18 protein-coding genes and 1 pseudogene are annotated in these 19,279 nt (G+C 44.4%); 18 read left to right on the top strand and 1 reads right to left on the bottom strand.

The window, feature by feature from the left end:
- The first annotated feature begins 56 nt into the window (after window positions 1-56).
- The 17 genes and pseudogenes from BLS15_RS19000 to BLS15_RS18915 all read left to right on the top strand — a co-directional run bounded on the left by BLS15_RS19000 (window position 57) and on the right by BLS15_RS18915 (window position 17,965).
- Window positions 57-1,349 (top strand): hypothetical protein, encoded by a 1,293-nt coding sequence (locus tag BLS15_RS19000; RefSeq protein WP_028531938.1) that lies wholly within the window; start codon window positions 57-59, stop codon window positions 1,347-1,349.
- The gene (locus BLS15_RS18995) at window positions 1,340-2,041 is read left to right on the top strand and encodes a hypothetical protein (protein WP_036666898.1); all 702 of its coding nucleotides are present in this window, start codon (window positions 1,340-1,342) and stop codon (window positions 2,039-2,041) included. Before BLS15_RS19000 ends, BLS15_RS18995 begins: the two co-directional genes overlap by 10 nt.
- Window positions 2,042-2,094: 53 nt before the next feature.
- On the top strand, window positions 2,095-4,746 hold the full coding sequence (locus BLS15_RS18990) for an Hsp70 family protein (protein ID WP_090513294.1): 2,652 nt from the start codon (window positions 2,095-2,097) through the stop codon (window positions 4,744-4,746).
- A gap of 49 nt (window positions 4,747-4,795) precedes the next feature.
- Window positions 4,796-5,575, top strand: a complete 780-nt coding sequence (locus BLS15_RS18985; protein ID WP_090513289.1) for a DNA and RNA helicase — start codon at window positions 4,796-4,798, stop codon at window positions 5,573-5,575.
- Window positions 5,576-5,620: 45 nt separating this feature from the next.
- Window positions 5,621-6,259, top strand: a complete 639-nt coding sequence (locus BLS15_RS18980; protein WP_028531942.1) for a hypothetical protein — start codon at window positions 5,621-5,623, stop codon at window positions 6,257-6,259.
- Window positions 6,256-7,680, top strand: a complete 1,425-nt coding sequence (locus tag BLS15_RS18975) for a contractile injection system protein, VgrG/Pvc8 family (RefSeq protein WP_090513284.1) — start codon at window positions 6,256-6,258, stop codon at window positions 7,678-7,680. Before BLS15_RS18980 ends, BLS15_RS18975 begins: the two co-directional genes overlap by 4 nt.
- 28 nt (window positions 7,681-7,708) lie before the next feature.
- Complete coding sequence (locus BLS15_RS18970) at window positions 7,709-8,839, top strand: pentapeptide repeat-containing protein (protein WP_090513280.1); 1,131 nt, start codon at window positions 7,709-7,711, stop codon at window positions 8,837-8,839.
- A gap of 21 nt (window positions 8,840-8,860) precedes the next feature.
- Window positions 8,861-9,394 (top strand): hypothetical protein, encoded by a 534-nt coding sequence (locus BLS15_RS18965; RefSeq protein ID WP_090513276.1) that lies wholly within the window; start codon window positions 8,861-8,863, stop codon window positions 9,392-9,394.
- Window positions 9,395-9,396: 2 nt separating this feature from the next.
- The gene (locus BLS15_RS18960; protein ID WP_028531946.1) at window positions 9,397-9,819 is read left to right on the top strand and encodes a DUF4280 domain-containing protein; all 423 of its coding nucleotides are present in this window, start codon (window positions 9,397-9,399) and stop codon (window positions 9,817-9,819) included.
- 29 nt (window positions 9,820-9,848) lie between these two features.
- Window positions 9,849-13,073 carry a deaminase domain-containing protein gene (locus BLS15_RS18955; protein ID WP_051614030.1) on the top strand — a complete coding sequence of 1,075 codons (3,225 nt, stop codon included), beginning with the start codon at window positions 9,849-9,851 and terminating at the stop codon, window positions 13,071-13,073.
- 26 nt (window positions 13,074-13,099) lie between these two features.
- A complete protein-coding gene (locus BLS15_RS18950) occupies window positions 13,100-13,516 on the top strand; it encodes a hypothetical protein (protein WP_021255417.1) in 417 nt (138 codons plus the stop codon).
- Window positions 13,517-14,221: 705 nt separating this feature from the next.
- The gene (locus BLS15_RS18940; protein WP_021255416.1) at window positions 14,222-14,635 is read left to right on the top strand and encodes an SUKH-3 domain-containing protein; all 414 of its coding nucleotides are present in this window, start codon (window positions 14,222-14,224) and stop codon (window positions 14,633-14,635) included.
- 200 nt (window positions 14,636-14,835) lie between these two features.
- Complete coding sequence (locus BLS15_RS18935) at window positions 14,836-15,429, top strand: hypothetical protein (RefSeq protein ID WP_139170695.1); 594 nt, start codon at window positions 14,836-14,838, stop codon at window positions 15,427-15,429.
- Complete coding sequence (locus BLS15_RS18930) at window positions 15,398-15,805, top strand: hypothetical protein (protein ID WP_139170694.1); 408 nt, start codon at window positions 15,398-15,400, stop codon at window positions 15,803-15,805. Before BLS15_RS18935 ends, BLS15_RS18930 begins: the two co-directional genes overlap by 32 nt.
- A gap of 168 nt (window positions 15,806-15,973) precedes the next feature.
- Window positions 15,974-16,483: a hypothetical protein gene (locus tag BLS15_RS29610; protein ID WP_021255412.1), complete on the top strand. Its 510-nt coding sequence runs from the start codon at window positions 15,974-15,976 to the stop codon at window positions 16,481-16,483.
- Window positions 16,484-16,722: 239 nt separating this feature from the next.
- Window positions 16,723-17,138 (top strand): annotated as a pseudogene (locus BLS15_RS18920) (SUKH-3 domain-containing protein).
- Window positions 17,139-17,524: 386 nt separating this feature from the next.
- Complete coding sequence (locus BLS15_RS18915) at window positions 17,525-17,965, top strand: toxin-antitoxin system YwqK family antitoxin (protein WP_021255409.1); 441 nt, start codon at window positions 17,525-17,527, stop codon at window positions 17,963-17,965.
- A gap of 154 nt (window positions 17,966-18,119) precedes the next feature.
- Here BLS15_RS18915 and nfi read toward each other — a convergent pair whose 3' ends face one another.
- Window positions 18,120-18,809: a deoxyribonuclease V gene (nfi, locus tag BLS15_RS18910; RefSeq protein WP_021255408.1), complete on the bottom strand. Its 690-nt coding sequence runs from the start codon at window positions 18,807-18,809 to the stop codon at window positions 18,120-18,122.
- A 201-nt stretch (window positions 18,810-19,010) separates the two neighbouring features.
- Here nfi and BLS15_RS18905 point away from each other — a divergent pair, with 201 nt between their 5' ends.
- Window positions 19,011-19,262, top strand: a complete 252-nt coding sequence (locus BLS15_RS18905; protein WP_021255407.1) for a hypothetical protein — start codon at window positions 19,011-19,013, stop codon at window positions 19,260-19,262.
- The last annotated feature ends 17 nt before the right edge of the window (window positions 19,263-19,279 follow it).

The following is a 19,279-nucleotide window of genomic DNA, read 5'->3' as shown; positions in this document are numbered from 1 at the left end:
AGCTCCATCCCCTAGCAGGGAGAACAAGGGAACAAGGAAGGAGTCCATCAGGCGCCATGAAGGAACTGATACATGATCGATTGAGCAGGATGGAGGATCTGGAGCAGCGCAAGTTATTGAAAAATGTAATGACTGGATTGTTCCTGAACCTGGTGGAATATCAGGAAGACATGAATCGGAAAATAGAGCGCAAGGTATTCGACGAAATTGAGGATGGCGAGGAAAAGCACGATATTTTCGTATCGATGTGCCGCCGCGATGATGTCGACCCGATTCATGATTTCCTCCGCCCGATGCTGCCGGAGGACACGGCACACAAAACGATAGAAATGGGAAGTCTTGTCGAGCAGATGAAGCAGCAGGGGAAAGCGCTGCTGCTAACTCTGTTTTTGCAGTGTGATTTTGCAAGGCTGCATAACCTGATGTCAGGGAAAAGAACATTCCGCGGAGAGATGAAGACATCAGGGGGCAATTATGCGATTACGGTGCGCTTGTCGCAAAGCCGACTGTACATCAACGAGATCGAGAAGCTATACCGTGTCTTTCAACAGAACAGCGTTCCATGGAAGACATTGAATCATCCATACGCTTATAAATTTTTTGACGTATGGCTCACGGACTGCGACAGTGCTTTGCGGGAAGAGGACGAGATCAACGAGATTACCGTTAATCTAGAGGAATTCGAGCCTCATAAGCATGTGGATCTCGTACCGCTCTGGAATATCGAGCGGCTTGCCATTCAGAACGACGGCTTTCCCGAGCCTGCAGCCGATCGAATTAATTACGAACATGTTCTGGCGATTCACAAGCTGGGCAGCGAACATGGCTATCTGGTGGAAGGAAATGAGGAACATATTCGTTATATCAAGCGAACGAGAGACGATTTGACGATTGTGTCGCCGCATGAGAAATCCGGCATGTGGACGGTCGTGAAGATTGCGCAGCCTTCGGAATCCCGGCTTGGAAGCTTGGAATACAAGCTGGTATCCAATCGGAGAGCAGATGGCTTTATCGGCAAATATGCGCGGAAGCAAGCCCAAATCGTGCGCTCCAAGGGCGAGATTGTGCGGCTCGTGAATGCTTTTGAGGCAGCGCAGATGCTTCAACTGGAGCATGTGGATATCCTGGAAGCGAATAACGGCGGGGAACAATCCTATGAGATGAACTCGTTCATTAGCGACAATGTACGGACGGTACTGGATAAGAAAATTATGCGGCTTAGCTTCCGCGCTGTCGAGGACGAAGTGTCGGAAGGAGAGCAGTTCATTCTGCATGATCTGATGAGCTTTCTCGTTTCCGAGGTGCAGATGCATTTTCCCGAGTATAAGTGCGAAGGGGTATTGGCGTGAATTACATATGGGATTTGGTCATTAAGGCAGAGCAATCCGGCCTGAGCGCGTCGGATTTTTGCTTTGTCCCCGCCAAGGTGTATTCGCCCTATATGGAGCTGAGCTTGGAGGAGCTCAACGTTTGGGCGAATGCGGTGCCGGACACAATCGAGGTGAATCCGTATTATCGGTTCTACGATCTGTTCAAGGACATGTTCGACATTAACAATGAAGAGGATGTGGAGCTGCGCCAAACGCTGTTCGATATCGTGCTTCACTTTGTGACGGAAATTGATCGTTATCAGGGGATGAACCGGCGCGAGTATTACATAAAGTTCGTGCTGCGCGACATGGAAGAGGGGAAGTTCGGTTTGCGCGTCAGCAAGGGGATCGGCCTGTTCAATCAAGAGCAGCGCGAGATGATCGCGGGGAATGTGCTGCGGCTATATGAGACGGGTGAGGCGATATACCTGCTCAAGGATACGATGCGTGGCATCTTCCGCAGCTCGACGATCTATGCGAATTGCGAGGATCGGGACGAGCTTCTCTTCTATGTCGGACAGGAGGAAAGTGAACCGGCGCGAATGAAGCTCGAATTGATTCAGGAGCTGTTCCTGCCGGCAAGATTCCATACGGAAGTGTATTGGCAGGATCATTTCGGCATTATTGGCATGGAGGATACGATGCGGATTGGAAATGTGTCGCTGTATTAACTTATAAAGATAAGAAGCAAGGCTGGACGCGAGGCGGCCGGGAGGGGGCAAAGATGAGCGAGTATACATATAGGCTTTATAAGCAGCCGGCCAAGCGGGATGCGGGGCGGAAGCATGTGGAATATACCCGGGAGGAACTATCGGAGATGACGACATTTCAGCTCCGGAACATTTGCCATCAGGAGAAGCTCATTGAAGGAATGATCCATACGCTTGATCGCGACGGATTAATTGCAACCGTCATGAAATACCGGGGGGCGGAGGAAAGCCAGCTCATTCAAACGGCTAGCCCGGGCGGGTTTGAACGGGTCGAGAAGATGGTACAAACTTATCTCCGCATGCCGCTGCCGAATGACGGAGGTATTCGGGTTCCAGCCAAGATTACGCTGTACGACGGCTTGAAGCTCGATCGGCATGATGGATACAGGGTGGAAGCGGGAACGGAAATTGCCGAATCGAACGTGCTGCTTGTCAATGAGAATATGGAGCTGTGCGCGATCCTCAATCTGGTGAAGGATAGTCTGCGTCCGGGCAGCTATTGGCTTGCGATGGGCGAGGGAGCGAAAGTGAGGAAGACGGCGAATCGCCAATACAGTCTGCTCTTTTTCCCGAAGCAAGTATCGGAATATGTGTATCGCACGTACTATCGCAGCACCCCGCAGCCGCCGGCCAATCTGTACTATTACAAGATTCCTGTGGCGGATTTGGATATTCGCGAGCTGGAAGAGACGGATGCGGTACTGGCGATTGACTTCGGGACGACGAATACAACGGCAGGGGCGTATTTGCACGGTGGGTACGTGGCTTCACCGAATGCGACGGATCTGCTTAATGGGCGAATCCGGCTTGATCGTATCAACTATGTGTGCTTCCCTGACGGAACATCCAAGGAAGGGGAATGGATCGAGTCGCTGCCTACTGTAATCGGAATCGCAGATTGCTCGGATCCGGAGCGAATCCGGTTCAGCTTCGGCAGCGATGCGCTCCAAGATAAGCGGAAAAGTGGGTACAGCTCCAGCGCTTCCGTGTTCCATGGAATGAAGCGCTGGGTGAACAATTACAAGCGGCTGGAGGAAGTGACGGACGGCCATGGGAATGCGGCAACGGTAAGCAGAAGCGATTTGCTGCGCGCCTATATGCTGCATGTAATCCGAACGGCAGAGCATCAATTCAAGTGCCGCTTCAAGCATCTCCATCTATCGGGCCCGGTCAAGATGAAGACACAATTCATCGATATGTTCGCGGATATGTTGCCGGAGTACCGCATCGAGACCAGGGATGCGTTGGATGAAGGCTTGGCCGTATTGTACAACACGATCGCTGATCAGATGGAGAAACAGCGGTTTCTGGACGGCGAAGAATATCAAGCGCTCGTGATCGACTGCGGCGGAGGAACGACCGATCTGTCGTCATGCCGGTTCCACATCGAGGATGGGCATATCGCTTATAAGCTCGATATCCATACATCCTATGAGAACGGAGATACGAACTTCGGCGGGAACAATCTGACATATCGCATCATGCAGTACATGAAGATCACATTTGCTGACTTCTACAGGAAGGCGAGACTGCCGGACATTGATAGCTTGATTGACATTCCGGCCACGGACATTTATCGGCATGTCGACGAATTCGGCACAGATGCGGTCTATTCACGCTTCGACGCCCGTTATAAGGAGACGGAGCACTTTCTTCCGACTCGGTTCAAGGAATATGAGAACCATGCGCGCGATGAATATCAGCGCGTGCGGAACAATTTTTATGTGCTGTGGGAGCTGGCGGACGGCATGAAGAAGGAATTTTTCCGCAGAACGGGCATCCTTCGCAATCGATTCCACTCAGGGCCGGGAAGCAGGACAGAAAGCGACTTGAATCTTACGGCCGTGGATCGATGGTGCCTGTCACTGCGCGAGAACGGGCAGTTCCGGGACGTATACGAGCCGCCGGACATCGTGTTCAACATTCAAGAAATGAACCAGTTGATTCGTGGAGACATTTACGCCATCGTACGCAAGTTTCTGGACGAGTTCTACCGCGACGGTAGGCTGCAGGACTACTCCATCATTAAGCTGACAGGCCAATCCTGCCGCATCGACGTGTTTCGGGAAGCGCTGAAGGAATTCGTCCCGGGAAGAGCAATCGAATTCCGGCAGAAGGCGGAAGATTCGGGGAAGGTTCCGGAGCTGAAGCTGGCCTGCTTGCGCGGTGCCCTGCGCTACTTGAGCGCCCGGAAGTCGGGACTTATCGAAGCACAGCTGACGAATCATGCGCCGGTCGTTCCGTATTCGGTCAGTGCCTGGACACATACCGGGCGGGAGAAGATGCTCATCTCCGGCTACGAGCGGCTGGATCAGGCGCAGGGCTCGATTTCGCGGCCGCTTAGCGCGCATGAGATCGAGTTCCATATTCGTGGAGGCGACGGGCAATTGAGACACACGGTGACATATCGGAATGATTTCGCTGATTATCGTCCCGTTCTATACGAAGAGATCGCCGCCCAGTACGGCGCCAGCATTCCACAGGACGATACGGATTCGATTGCCAACGGCGAGGCGAAATGGTTCGTTTTTGCGGGCGATGGCAGCTGGGGCTTCAACGCAGTACCGGTTGCGCGGGTGAATGAGCAGCTCCATATCGGGAAGAAGCAGTTCTATGCGTTCGAAAATGATTTGTCAGAGCTGGATTTCTTCGACGGGTTGAAATAAGGAATCGCGAATTTTTTGAACAAAGTCTAAGGAGAAAGGAGGGAACGCCTTGTTTACGCACCAAATGCCGCATTTCCATAAAGGCCGGATTCTGAAAACCGCCATGCTGGAGAGCCTGCGCGATTATCCGCGCCAGTTCGCTGATATCATCTACCAGCACTATTCCGACGGCATCATCGCGGGCGGAGAGGTTCAAGTCAATGCAGAAAGCTTAACGATTGCCAAGGGCATCGTCAAGCATGACGGCCGCTTATATACCATGGAAGACGATTTCGAGCTCCCGTATTCCTCGAACGGCAAGGAGACAGTGCTCAAAATTCGCTTTCTCACGGAACAGGCAGCGAGCGACTTCATGACGCTTCCGGGCGAAATTCTGCTGGATGAGAACGACGTGCAGGTGCAGGCGGACGAGCTGGAGCTCGGTCGGTTCAAGCTGAAGGAGGGTGCCCGGCTGCGTGCGGATTATCAGGGTTTTACCGACTTGGCGACCGAGTATAACACGTTCAACGTCATCCATGTGCCGTATGCCGGTATCGGAAGCAGCACGCTGTCTCCATTCATTTTGCAGTATTTCGCCAATGAACTGCTGAAGAGCGGCACGGATCACCCCTATGATGCGAGCTTCGCCATGCTCTGCCTGAACGGCGGCGCCGTGGAACGGAACGTCATTCAGCATTATCTCGGTCAGCGTCTCGGAACGGGATACCGCGAGCTGAGCAATGAGCGCATCTTCGCAGGCCTGCGGAGAATTTTGAGTGAAGCGGGAGGAGGCAGAGCGCTGTCTCCTGATGTACGGCACGGCGGCAGGCAGCGGATGATTGTGGATTGATCGTCGAAATGTTAAATGAACAGAATGAATGAAGAGGTGAGGACAATGAGTGAAAACAAGCATCTGGATGAGCAAATCCTGCCGTTGCTGTATGGAGCGCAAGCTGAGACGGAGAAGCCTATACAGGACATAGAGCCTGACCCTCTCCTTTTCCATCAAGCTGTATTGAACATAAACGGGGAGATGGTGCCGTTTACGGAAGAAGGATTAATGGATGGAAAAATTCGTATCCCATTGCCGAAGACTTTTCATCTCATGTCTCCTCAAAACGCTGCTATGAAGTATCCATCGGAACGACGGCCAAGCATCATTTATACCAATTCTAGCGCATCCATAAATATCACTTTCAATGAAACGGATTATATCGTTACAGAAGAGGGACTTGAGCCATTTACGATTGAAATGATTCAAATATTACGCCGAACGCAGCCTATTCTGCAGTGGTTCGACCACGGCATTTCTGAAACTCGTGGGAAGCAGCAAATCGGATACTGCGAGTTTTTAGTTCGTGCTTTGAATGTAAATTTATATAATTTGATGTTTTTCACGGAAATGGAAGATAAAGCTCTTCTTTGTTCGTTCAATTGTACAGAAGAAGAAATGAAACATTGGCAGCCGATTGCCCGAGAATTAATGAATGCCCTAGTTATCGGCGAAGCGGAGGAAGTGAGGGAAGGACAATGAGCTCATCCACTTTGACTTATCAGAACTTGAAATTATCTCCATACCGGCTTGTCAATCTCCAGGAACTGAAGCTGACCAAGAAAATTAATGACCATACTCGTCTCTCGTTTACGGGCATTGTTCCTGAGGATCTAAAGGATAGCTATGTGGAAATGACGGATGCCGACACCATTATCGAGATTAGTCAAATCGATGAGGATGGAGAGAGTAAACCGTTATTTAGCGGCATGGTGCTCCACATTGAGATCAAGGCTGTTCGGGATATCTATTATCTCCAGATAGAGGCTGTATCTCATACCTATAAATTAGATATGAAGCCCAAGAGCCGTTCTTTCCAGAACAAATCTATGACGATTCCCATGTTGTTGGAGAAGGTTGCGTCAGAATATCCGGGCATGGATGTAGTAGATGAAGCGACGGACAATGCTAAACTTGGCCGATTTACTGTGCAGTATAAAGAAACGGACTGGCAGTTTCTAAAAAGAATGGCATCTCGATTCCATACGAGCTTAATGCCTGCAGCTGTGTTCGATCAACCAAAATTTTATTTTGGAATATTTGAAAGCAGCACCCAAACTCGTCTCGAAGACTATCATTATACCGTTCGGAAACATATGGGGACTTATCGTTATTTCGTCGAAAACGATTCTCCTCATGTAGATGAGAACGACTTTATTTACTATGAGGTGGAGACGGACAAGGTTCTTGAACTCGGTAACTGGGTGAGCTTCAAAGGCAAGAGCTTGTATGTATGTGAGGCGTTAACCGAAGTGAAAAACGGCTTGCTTACCCACTTATACATACTATGCTTGCACAAGGGTCTGCGGCAAAAGGTACTGCATAATGAACAAATTGTGGGTGCCTCGTTAAACGGAAAAGTCATTGAAGTCGCCGGTGATAAGGTGAAGGTACACTTGGACATCGATGGCAAGCAAAGTAAAGATGAAGCACACTGGTTCCCTTATTCTTCTGTCTTTACAGCTGAGGGGCATAGCGGTTGGTATGTCATGCCAGAGCTTGGCGATACGGTGCGCATTTACTTTCCTAGCAACAAAGAGGAGGAAGGCATTGCGAGCAGTTCTGTCCGTCAAAATGCAAAAACAGGAGAAACGAATAAACTTGGTGACCCGAACATTAAATATTTCCGAACCGCCTCCGGGAAAGAGCTAATGATGAGTCCCGATGAGATTGTAATCACCGGCAAAGACGGTGCGATATATATCAAGTTAAATGAACAAGACGGCATTCACATTGTTAGCAATAAAAAAATCATGTTAAGTGCCCAAGAAGATATTACAATGGATTCCCAGAAAAAGGTCGTTATTTCCGCAGGACAAGAGATTAACCTGAGTTGTAAAAGCAGCAATATACATTTGGGAGGAAATACGAACATCGTGGGCAGTGAGCTGAAAACGAACTAACCTATCGAACAAAGGAAAGGAAGACGAAATGGGAAAAGAAGAATCGTTGCGACTTTTTGTGCAGCAAGTTGTTGAACCGAATCGTCAGTCAGCATTGTCGGCATTCGATCCGTATTTCCATGCAAATAAAGAGAAATGGTCTAGCGATTTTATCCTATCCTTTCAGCAGTATTGCCGTACCATCAGAGAAAGACAAATCCGAGGCGAGAAGGGACGGATAGGCCATATTACATTTTCCATGCTGCGTACAGAAATAGCAGATGGCCGATTTGCCTATCTTGTAGAAGCTACTGATGCTTCATGGATACTTGATCAGAACCCATGCCGAACCCGTTATGATGCGGATTGGGCTTTGTACGACCTGGACAAGTTGGAGCTTCAGCTCGTACAGGAAAGTCGGCAGTACATGGGCAACGTTACCGTTGTCGATCTGGAGAGGCAGAGATTGCTTGACTCAATATACTTTCATCATTACGTCATCGAACTCATACGATACGCAATGCCGCGAGCTGTACAACTTCATGAATTCATCGAACTAGAGAAAGAAGAACAGTTCGAGGTAAGAGTGGGGGAGTATATGGATACTAGTGAAGTGGTGTACCAAGAAGCATCGCCGAATTATCATTCCGAAGACGTGAAGGAATGGCTGCAGGAGAAAAATGATTACGAATATGCGTACTCTGCATTTGCGGAGCTCGATTTATCCAACGGGGAATATTCCAAGCTTGATCTGCGCTTCTCAACATTCCGTGATTGCACTCTATCATCCAGCAATTTTGAGGAGGCCGTATTGGTGGGTACAAGGTGGAAGGAATGCCAATTGGCAGGTGCAAATTTTTCTTATGCGCTCCTTCATGGTGCCGATCTTAGTGGGTGTGATCTAAGTGACGCGACGTTCCGTAATTCGGAAGGTTGCAGCGGCTTCCTACATGCAAAAAAGGATAGGCCGAGTTTTTCCGGAGTGAATTTTTCTCGTGCCAATTTGACTGGTGCCAATTTTGCAGGAGCTTCGTTGAGGGGGGCTCAGTTTATAGATGCCCAGTTGGAGCGTACGCGATTTGTCGGAGCGGACTTGACCGGCGCCATATTTTCCGAACATCAGGCGGGTGATGTGCTTCTGGACGAGAGCCAGCGAAAAGGGGTCATATGGAGAACGTGATCAACGGTAAGGAGGCAGGAAATGCGCTATTTTATCGTGGCTGAAGATGATCGAATTCAGGGACGGGTAGAGCCTGTTGGTATTTCCGAAGCAATTCGTAAAGATATGTTTAGTGAAAAATCTGCCCAAGAACAGGACAACCGAACGTTCCAATTTTCTATTAGAGATCAGAGTGCGGTTGAATATGTAGATTGGTTGGAAAGGCCGCTGCCGCTAATATCCGATAGATTAAAGCAATTATTCATCCAAATTGACCCGGACATAGAGGCAGTTCCTCTCGTTTTGACAGATATGAAAAGGGTGCGCCAAGAGTTGTATTGGGCGATAAAGCCGCCGCTTATCGAATGCCTTTCAGAGCAAAGTGAATTTCGTAAAGATGGAACCTTAAAGCGCCTCGTTATTTGTAACCATCAAGTGAACCGTCCCATTTTTCAAATGAAAGGGATTGTAGAAAAGCATATTTTTATACATTTAGCCGTTGCGGAAAGCATGCTTCGAAGGGACTATAGGGGAATTCGGCTTCGTAGAGTGGAGACCGAAGTTGAGGAGTGGTAACAATGCAGGGAAATGAAGGGCAACTCCAAAATGGTTCTGGGGATAAAAAAAGCTATGTGGTTGCGGGAGCCATATTGAAGTGCAGTTATGGAACCCAACCGACAAGGTTGAAGACGCCGCTAAGCCATGGTGTCTATGTAAAAAACAAGGCACAAATGAATGTGAAAGATTACATACCCGGTGTTAACATTATCAATTTCGGCAATTGCTCCAGTCTAATGAACCCTGCCGTCCAAAATAGCACGATGGTGGATATATACGGGGTTAAGAAAGCGCCTTGCATGCCGGTTATCGGCTTGCCGTGGATTAACGGCAAGAGTGACGTCCTTATCGAGGACGAACCAGCTCTATTGAATACTTGTACTCTTCGATGTGTTTATTGCGGATTGATTGAAGTTGAAGACGACGGACAGAACCTAGATTAGAGCCATTACGTATGGCAAGGGGGAATCGTGTGCGCGCGTTACATGGAATCGCTGAGAAGCTTCAAATTGTATTTCCATATGACATACAGAGCATTCAGGAGCTGCGTGTCGAGAAGAGAGTGAATGATCATGCCAGGCTGTTCTTGACGGGGCTCGTATCCGATGAAATGAAAGACCGCTATATTGATATGGTAAACAGCACAGATCCGATTACCGTACACGAAATCGATGATAGCGGCGAGGTCAGTGGAATCCTGTTCGACGGTGTCGTGTCCGAAATATCATTCTGTATGGCAAGAGGCGTCTACTATATAGAAATAGAAGCTATTTCACACTCAATTCGAATGGATTTGAAGATCAGGAGCCGTTCATTTCAACATAAAGACATGACCTACGACTCGTTGTTCAACCAGGTTTTATCTGAATATGCGGGCGGAGATCACATTGATAACGCGACAGGCACTGCCCGACTGGAACAATTCACTGTGCAATATCAAGAAACGGACTGGATGTTTCTTAAAAGGTTGGCCTCGCGTTTTGGAGCGGTTATTGTACCAGAAGCGAGAGCGAACGCGCCTAAAGTGTGGATCGGACTGCCGGAAGGAAAACGGTGGGAGCTAGCGAATACTTCTTATAGTATTCGAAAGTCAATGGTTGAAGGAAATATAGGAAATGATTATTCGGATATCTGCTATTCTGTTGTCACGAACCGCCGATTTGCGATAGGAGATACGGTGCAATTCCGAGAGAGAGAACTAGCCGTTACAGAATCGATTACAGAACTGAAGAACGGCGATGTCATGACGACATATCTCCTGAGTCCAAGGTTATCCGTATTTCAAAAGGAGTTATATAACGAGTGTTTAAGCGGTTCTGCATTAGAAGGCCGAGTAATCGATGTACAGCAAGATGCGATCCGTGTCCATCTGGACATTGATCGTGTTCAGGAGAAACAGGAAGCATGCTGGATTCAATATGCATCTCCCTATGCGGCTGAAGGGAACAGCGGTTTTTACTGTATGCCGGAATTGGGGGATACCGTTCAGATTTACTTCCCCAGCAACCAAGAAGATGAAGTGATCGCCATTCAATCGCTTCAACGAGGACAAGGGTCGCCGAAGAAGCAGACGCCGGGTGTGAAACAGTGGGGAACGAAATATGGTAAAGAGCTGAGGCTGGGCGCAGCGGATGCAACTCTTACGGCCAAAGACAATAGTATCTTTATCAAGCTTGATGAGGAAGATGGAGTTCGCATCCAAAGCGAGCATGGAATTTCGTTATCTTCGGGCACCTTGGAACTGCAGGCGGAACAAAAGCTGCACATTAACGCGCAGCAGGGTATTTATTTGCAATGCAAACAAAGCAGCATGGTTCTGGATGGAGAAACGGATTTATCTGCTTCTGCCTTGCATTTGGTAGGGTTGGTAAAGTCCCCGGTGTTCGTAGCAGATCTGCCGCCTGTGCCGGAGCCGCCATTACTGTCGATTGAAGAATATTCAGCAGGTTCGGCAGGTGCCAATACCCCATCGGGGAAAGGCGAGCTCAATTCATTGCTGGATGGGGTGCAATTGGCGCTAAGTGTCGCTGGGATGATACCGGTAGTTGGTCCGCTTGCCAATGCTGCGAATAACGGCATATCGGCGCTGCGTGGAGATACTCAGAGTGCAGCATTGTCACTGACCGGCAGCATTCCCTTTTTAGGGAAAGGAGGATTCAATCCGTACGAATCGGGCGTGAATCAGATTACATCTGATATGTTAAGTAAAACCAATCTTTACAATATCATGTCCGAATCCTTATTAATGCGCGGTGTCAACGGGGACGCCGCGGCTATGAATGAATGGAAGCAGCGAATCGCTGCTCTTCCGGCTATTGAAGAGGAACTGACTCCTTTTGAAAAGAGTAAACGAGCGCGTGCCGAGATAAAACCGACGAATGAATTCGTGAAGTTCCTGAAAGAAAATATCGCAGATCCATTTGCAGACAATATCGACTATGTGCGGTATGAAACATGGGGAGGCCGTCTAGTCGACCGGTTTGGATATTCTGCGGCTTCGATGATAGGTCCCCCTGTCGTGGATCAGCCCACAACCGGAAATGAAATTGTAGATAAAATCGCGGATTTTACTGGCGGCGCAGCAGGATTGGTCGTGAATCCGGGAGGAGTGGGCACGAGTACACAGAACTTGTTCACAACAACGAATAAGATGGCGACTTCTTTGGCTGCCACCAAAGGTGGACAAATTGTACAAAATACGATGTCCAAGTCATTGGAAAAAGTTATGAATCCCAATGCCGCCCAGCGAATCACACAATACACATTCAATGGCGCGGTAACAGGCTCGCTGCATGGAACCTCGATATCTTTGATTCAAAATAAGTCGAGTGGAAAAGAACTGCTAGAAGCCGCCTTGTGGGGAGGGGCATTTGGAGGGGCGTTCGGTGCTATAGGCGGAATGCTGAGTCCAGTGCTTGGAAAAGTATTCACGGCAGCGCGCCAATATACGAGCAAACTGAAGCCTAACCAGATCATAGCTAATCTGAAGCAATCCATGAAGCAAAAAGTAGTAACAGGGAACCCGTTGGCCGCAAACCCTATACGTAAAGGATTGGAGACCAGAGGCTACAAACCGAAGCCGGGTGAGCGAACAACCACGAAAGAGCAGTATAAAGCTCAGGAGCAAAAGAAACGAGAGGCACTAAGGGATAAGGAGGCTATAAATAACTATCAACGGTTGAAGGAAAAAGTAGACGTAGCTAGAGGGTCATTGCCAAGTAAATATCAAAAAGAGGATTTGACCGGATTTAAACTAGGTAACACTGGTTATGCAGAAGTAAATATTTATAAATATTATAAAGGGGAATTAAAAGCTTTTAGTAAATATGGTAACCTTAATAAAACTGGAGAAGTAACATCAGTGCCTGGCTGGGTATCTCTGAAGAAGTTAAAGGACAGAAGGTATTATAAAGATGTACTTAAGGTTGATTCAGACAATCGAATTGATTTGGTAAAAGGGTATTTAAGAGATAAAGACACTGAATATAAAATAGTAGAGGAAATTAGCGGATATTTAAAGGACGATTATAATGCCAAGGGAGTCATACATCTATATACGGAAAGAAATGTGTGTTTAAGCTGCGACAATGTTATGAAATCTTTTAGTAAGGACTATAAGAATATTACTTTATTCATTTATGATTCTTTGGGGAAAATATACAAACTGAGAAATGGTGTTGTCACCATCATAGACTAATTTCGACTAAGAAGAGAGGGATATACATGGAACAGATCGCTTTAGTGCAGTATGAATATGAGTTTCCAAATGAATTTACAGATGAACTAGTTGAGCAGATCGGTGGAATAATGAATATTCCCGTTGACTTAACAAAAGATAATAAAATGCGTCATATACAAGATTATGAATCTGAAACAGAGATCATTCGCTTAATAAAGGATCCTATTGAACCCAAAACCTTTATTTTAATAAAATATAATAAGACTGATTGGTATTATGCAATTGTGATCCGATGCCGGGAGGAAATACATCAAAAAATCAAGCAAGTTCTGATTGGAATCAATGAACAGATCGAGGAAGAATATGGTGACACGCCTTTTGAAACAATAGAAAATGTTATAAATAATAAAGATACTTTGTTAGATAAATTTTTGGAAAGACACAATTTTTCTATTGATTAAAAAATGTCAGTAGGATGTAGTTTTATAGGGAGCTTTGGATAAATTAAAAACTATAAAGCATATCTTACTAAGATTCTTCAAGTGATATGAAATAACAACTAGAGTATACCAATGCCAATACAAACATTTGATTAAACTTATGAAAGGCTTATTCACTTTCAATTAATGAGGAGGAGTAGGCCTTTTATGTACTCAAGCAAAGAGAAACCAGTAAAAATAGAAAGTACAACAATAATTTTATGACTCAAATAATTTCCAGAAATATTAAAGCACTCTTGAAAATTTGAATGGTGGCCATTCAATAATTGCCCAGTATCGAGTAAGTCATCCACTCATTCGTCAATAGTACAAATGTAGAACATATTCTGATAGCTGGATCATACGAGACAATCAACAAAACAAACACTAAAAACTCAATAAATAAACCAAAGGCTTATTCCAACTTGAACGATAAGGAGGATGGGTCTTTTTAATATGTAAATAATGGATAATGTTAGTTCGACCTTGTTATGGATCAACCGAAAACCGGAATCTTTTGCAAGATGAAATTTAGGCAGTAAGAGAAGCTATATTACAAGGTGCAAAAATTGATAATCTTGTATTGAGGTCATTAAAAGTTCGGAGTGGATTGGTCAAACCTTTTTGTGAAAATTGCAAAGTAACGTTTGCTGATTTTATGACTTCGATGAAGTAGGGGGAGAACAAATGAATTTGAGTAATGAAACCGTAAAAATTTTAAGAGATGCTGGATGGTATGAGGGAAGAAGGATTGATATTAAAGAAATTGAAGATAGTTTGGAAAAAATAGGGTATACTGTTTTTCCAGAAGTCAAGAGTTTTTTGAGGGAGTTTGGAAACTTAGTAATCGAAGACACAATTAATGATGAAACTCATAACACAAGTATACGATTCGCTAATTACTATGGTAATGGAACTTTCAAATCACTAGAAAAATACGCTGGAGAAAAATTAGTTCCTGTAGGGATGATTGACAGTGGTAACTTACAACTTTTTGTTTCAGAAAGTGGAAGAGTGTACATTAGTACTGGTAAATTAGGTGAAAATGCAAAGGAAGCATGGGAAAATTTAATCAATAAAGGGAAGGTTACTCTTTGGTGATGTTGCATGGGGACGGTCAATAATTTTGTGTAAACTTATACACCCCCAACAACAAGAACGTACAATATAGCCAACAAACCAAAACATTAAAAACTTGACTAACACGTTTGATAAACTTTCAAAGGCTTATTCCAACTTTAACGATAGGGAGGATGAGCCTTTTTTAATTGCAATAAAGAAAAATGATAGGCCCCCCTGTCGTGGATCAGCCTACAACCGGAAATGAAATTGTAGATAAAATCGCGGATTTTACTGGCGGCGCAGCAGGATTGGTCGTGAATCCGGGAGGAGTGGGCACGAGTACACAGAACTTGTTCACAACAACGAATAAGATGGCGACTTCTTTGGCTGCCGCCAAAGGTGGACAAATTGTACAAAATACAATGTCCAAGTCATTGGAAAAGGTCCTAAATCCCAAATATGCTGGCGCTGCCCAGAGAGTCACACAATACACATTAAATGGCGCAGTAGCGGGTTCGCTGCATAGCACCTCGCTATCCTTGATTCAAAATAAGTCGAGTGGAAAAGAACTGTTAGAAGCCGCCTTGTGGGGAGGGGCATTCGGCGCTTTAGGCGGAATGCTGAGTCCAATGCTTGGAAAAGTCTTCACGGCAGCGCGCCAATATACGAGCAAACTGAAGCCTAACCAGATTATAGCTAACCTGAAGCAATCCATGAAGCAAAAAGTAGTAACAGGGAACCCGTTGGCCGCAAACCCTATACGCAAAGGACTAGAGACCAAAGGATACAGACCGAAGCCGGGTGAAGCGAACAACCACGAAAGAGCAGTATAAAGCTCAGGAGCAAAAGAGACGAGAGGCATTGCGTGAGAAAACTGAGGGGACGGTAAAAGCTCTAAAAAGATTTGAGGAGCCTCCTGTTGAAACAAAACTAAAAATTGATATAGCGACAGAAAAGAAGGCAGAATTGATAAGAGCAAGTGGATTGGATAATAATGAGGAAGCTAAAAATCTAAAATCCCATATGTTTTTAAATGAATATGAATTGTGTCATTATGATCAACACGGGCTTTATTATTATAAATCAAGACTCACCCCTGATTCAGAAGTTGTATATGCTTTTACCAAAGCGCAAGTTGGAGAACTAACTCCTCAAGGTAAGGAATGGTTCAAACAGTTAGCAGCACATGAATTAGCAGAAAAAAACTAATGGAGAGTGGTCATAATTACCGCCATCCCAACTCATGGGATGGCACGAAATTTACAAATGATCCACCGGGTGCTCATGACTTGGCACCTAAGCAACCTGAATTTGGCTCATTCCCAGGGTATGAGGAGAATGTCGCTAAATTTTATAATCTTAAATGGAGTGAACTGTATGATTGATTTCATGGAAAAGGCAACAACGCGTATTTCAAAAATTGCTTGGGGAACTTCTGAAACAAAAAAGAAATCTAGTGAACTTTTAATTACCGAGTATTTGAGGAGAAGTGCACTATTTTTAGAGGGGTATTCATTTGAATCGGGGCCTTTCTTTAGTCCTGCAAAGGTGGTGGGTTCTAATCTGGATTTAGAGGATATTATCGCTGGTATTTTCTTTGAATCAGGCAGACCAAATCTACTATGTAAAACAATTTGTTTACGTTATCTCGAATGGGTTTCGTTAGTTGAGGAGGGAAAAATTATTAGTGATGAATATCAAGATATTTACGAGCCATTGATTAAGTATTTTGAGAGAGGGGGAACGCTTAGACTTGATCAGGGTATCTATTTAGATTATGGATTCGGTGCATTTCCCATAGATAATTGGCGTGAACGATATTCAAAGTTACATGCTATTGATATTTCAGACGTAAATTTAGATAAGGTTGATATTGAGAGTTATTGAAATGTCAATTTTTTTTTACAATCCCAATAGCGTGATCGTAAGACAACCAATAAACCAAACACTAAAAAACTTGACAAAAATAACTTGATAAACTTTCAAAGGCTCATTTCACTTGAACGATAAGGAGGATGAGTCTTTTTAATATGTTAATAATGGAAAGTGTTGGTTAAACCTTTTTGTAAAAATTGCAAAGTAACGTTTGCTGATTTTATGACTTCGATGAAGTAGGGGGAGAACAAATGAATTTGAGTAATGAAACCGTAAAAATTTTAAGAGATGCTGGATGGTATGAGGGAAGAAAGATAGATATTAAAGAAATCGAAGAGAATTTGGAAAAATTAGGGTATACCATTTTTCCAGAAGTCAAGAGTTTTTGAAGGAATTTGGAAACCTAGTGATCGAAGACACTATTAATGATGAAACTCATAACACAAGTATGCGATTTACTAATAATGTTAACAATGGAAGTTTCAAATTAGAAGAAAATTACGCTGGAGAAAAATTAGTCCCTGTTGGGATGATTGATAGTGATAACTTAATGCTTTTTGTTTCAGAAAGTGGAAGAGTGTACATTAGTGTTGGTAAATTAGGTGAAAATGGAAAGGAAGCATGGGAAAATTTAATCAATAAAGGGGAGGTTACCCGTTGGTGGTGATGCCACATGGGGACGGTCAATAATTTTGTGTAAACTTATTTACAACCCCAACAATAAGAACGTACAATACAACAAACCAAAACAATAAAAACTTGACTAACACGTTTTATAAACTTTCAAAGGCTTATTCCAACTTGAACGATAGGGAGCCTTTTTAATTGCAATAAAGAAAAATGATAGGCCCCCCTGTTGTTCACAACAACGAATAAGATGGCAAGTTCTTTGGCTGCCACCAAAGGTGGACAAATTGTACAAAACAAAAATCCGTTGTGAACATTGTCGTTATTTCACAGATGGAATTAAAAGTGTAGGCCATAACTAATGCCTCTTCATAAGTGGTTGTTCATAAGTGGTTGTTTTAATAGTAAAATTTAGGATGTGAATGTATGAGAAAGATGAAGTATCATGATCTTTTTGTTAAAGATGATATTCATACCGATGAACATATCTTTTATATTGATGAGAATAATACAGTACTTTTTAACGGAGTAATAGTAGACTATAATAATGGGGTACTTGTTTGGGAGTTTGAGGTGCAAGATGGTTTTAGAACCGGTATCGAGCGAGTATACTATCCCACAGGCGAGTTACAGGAATTAAATGAGACTGATCATAATACCACAAATGGTATAGCAAAAGAGTTCTATAAGAATGGTCAGTTAAGATCTCAAAGTATTGTGGCTAGAAATGTTCACATAATTACTATAACTTATGATGAAACAGGAGATATAGTAGAAACATGGGAAATAAGTGAAGAAGATCTGAGCTATAATGTTGTTCGTGACAAAATTCCTGAATATAGAAGCCGCTATAAACTAGAGCAATAGCTGTAAGCGTTAAATGGAGTCATTAGGAGATAAAGGTCCGGTAAAAATACCTTTCTCCATTACGATACGTGAGACGATTGAATAAAGCCTTTGGGATGATGTTTTGTTACATTTGTTTTGTAGTCTAAGATGGGCGGTATTCGCCCATCTTTTATTAACTTAGGGAATGGTTGTAAAGCGACAACGTCTTTTTTACAAGCTGATCGGCTTGCCGAGTCGTTTCGGGTAACCGATATTTCGGTGCAAGTTTGAGTATCCATTGGCAAGCAGTCGTTAATGATATCCGATGGCCGATGGAAACAAAGATGGGATTAATATTCTTCTGCGTTCGTAATACATTCCCAATGATCTCACGATTATCGATTAATGGTGACTGAGCTCCTCTATGTTGATCGGGTTCTGTAAAATTGCCTGATAGCTTCGTTTTTCCACATCCAATGGTGGGGATATCATACAGGATCCCCAAATGGCAGGCTAATCCAAATCGTCTAGGGTGGGCGAGCCCTTGTCCGTCACAAACGACTAATTGAGGAGTGGTCTTTATCTTTTCAAATGCTTTTATAATCGGAGGAAGCTCTCGGAACGAAAATAAACCTGGGATATATGGGAATTGAACCGTATCTTCAATGACAACGGATTCTACAATTTTCAATGAATCTAACTCTAAAACGACAATCGCTGCAATTAGTGTGTCATTGTTTTTGCTATAAGCAACGTCTACTCCGGCAACATGATGGATTGGGTCAAGCCCATCCTCGGTAATCACCTTTTTAGCTAATTCCCGCTGTAATTCAATGGCTTCCATCTCACTTAAATTCCATTGATGCTGTATGACGGCTTCCAATATGAACTCCTCCAATAATTAAACGAATGACCAGCTCTATGTTACCCCATTTTAGGAAGTTTCGTCAAAAATATTGTTGGAAGTGAGTTGGGTAAAAGATCGTACGCTTATTAATGAGGGCAGTCCGGCGCTTATGCGTTTAATCTCAGTACAATGGGAGCATGCACAGACCAATTCAACAAGAAATTAGGCGAGTGTATAGTGTTTACAAATAATGATGACATCGGCTTAAAAAGAGATTTATACGAACAATCAAAGCCTGGGATAATTGATACTTCATCGGTAAGCCCTAATTGGTTTACTTTTATTGATCATGAATGGGATGCACTACAGAAGGATTTCTTTGAAAAGCCTCTCGATGGTTTGTTAGTAGATCTAGTCTCGATATTTAGAAAAGGGAATCCCAATTGCATCAATTTAGGTGCCTATTCGGTACTGAAAAAAGAGAATTGAAGATAGTAATAAGATAA

The organism is Paenibacillus sp. cl6col, assembly GCF_900102125.1.
Classification (GTDB): Bacteria; Bacillota; Bacilli; order Paenibacillales; family Paenibacillaceae; genus Paenibacillus_B; species Paenibacillus_B suaedae.
Note: the sequence above shows the minus strand (reverse complement) of the source record. Positions and strands in the feature narration are given on the sequence as shown.

What these genes read in the sequence shown, in the direction of transcription:
- BLS15_RS19000 (WP_028531938.1), top strand. Translation starts at nt 57, where the DNA reads ATGAAGGAACTGATACATGATCGATTGAGCAGGATGGAGGATCTGGAG.
- BLS15_RS18990 (WP_090513294.1), top strand. Translation starts at nt 2,095, where the DNA reads ATGAGCGAGTATACATATAGGCTTTATAAGCAGCCGGCCAAGCGGGAT.
- BLS15_RS18980 (WP_028531942.1), top strand. Translation starts at nt 5,621, where the DNA reads ATGAGTGAAAACAAGCATCTGGATGAGCAAATCCTGCCGTTGCTGTAT.
- BLS15_RS18975 (WP_090513284.1), top strand. Translation starts at nt 6,256, where the DNA reads ATGAGCTCATCCACTTTGACTTATCAGAACTTGAAATTATCTCCATAC.
- BLS15_RS18970 (WP_090513280.1), top strand. Translation starts at nt 7,709, where the DNA reads ATGGGAAAAGAAGAATCGTTGCGACTTTTTGTGCAGCAAGTTGTTGAA.
- BLS15_RS18965 (WP_090513276.1), top strand. Translation starts at nt 8,861, where the DNA reads ATGCGCTATTTTATCGTGGCTGAAGATGATCGAATTCAGGGACGGGTA.
- BLS15_RS18960 (WP_028531946.1), top strand. Translation starts at nt 9,397, where the DNA reads ATGCAGGGAAATGAAGGGCAACTCCAAAATGGTTCTGGGGATAAAAAA.
- BLS15_RS18950 (WP_021255417.1), top strand. Translation starts at nt 13,100, where the DNA reads ATGGAACAGATCGCTTTAGTGCAGTATGAATATGAGTTTCCAAATGAA.
- BLS15_RS18940 (WP_021255416.1), top strand. Translation starts at nt 14,222, where the DNA reads ATGAATTTGAGTAATGAAACCGTAAAAATTTTAAGAGATGCTGGATGG.
- BLS15_RS29610 (WP_021255412.1), top strand. Translation starts at nt 15,974, where the DNA reads ATGATTGATTTCATGGAAAAGGCAACAACGCGTATTTCAAAAATTGCT.
- BLS15_RS18915 (WP_021255409.1), top strand. Translation starts at nt 17,525, where the DNA reads ATGAGAAAGATGAAGTATCATGATCTTTTTGTTAAAGATGATATTCAT.